This is a genomic window from Lysinibacillus sp. GbtcB16 (assembly GCF_019091145.1).
In the GTDB taxonomy this organism is placed as follows: Bacteria; Bacillota; Bacilli; order Bacillales_A; family Planococcaceae; genus Lysinibacillus; species Lysinibacillus fusiformis.
On record NZ_JAGXJV010000539.1, the window covers coordinates 1 to 261 of the forward strand.

The window sequence follows — 261 nt, forward strand, 5'->3', positions numbered from 1 at the left end:
GGGATTGGGCCTGTCATAGAGGATGGATTTTACTACGATCTGGATATCGACAAACCGCTGTCTACCGAGGATCTTGCTGCAATTGAACGGGAAATGGAGAAGGTCATTGCGGAGGATTGGCCTATTGTTCGGAGAGTTGTCTCCCGAGCCGAAGCGATCCGGGCCTTCGAGGAGCAGGAAGAACCGCTGAAATTGGAGCTTATTCAAGGTCTGCCGGAGGATGCCGTGATTACGATGTATGATCAAGGCGAATTCACGGAT

General features: G+C 51.3%; 1 pseudogene. It reads left to right on the plus strand.

Going from position 1 to position 261, the window contains the following annotated elements:
- A pseudogene (locus tag KVT27_RS25160) lies at positions 1-261 on the plus strand (threonine--tRNA ligase); the annotation flags it as partial.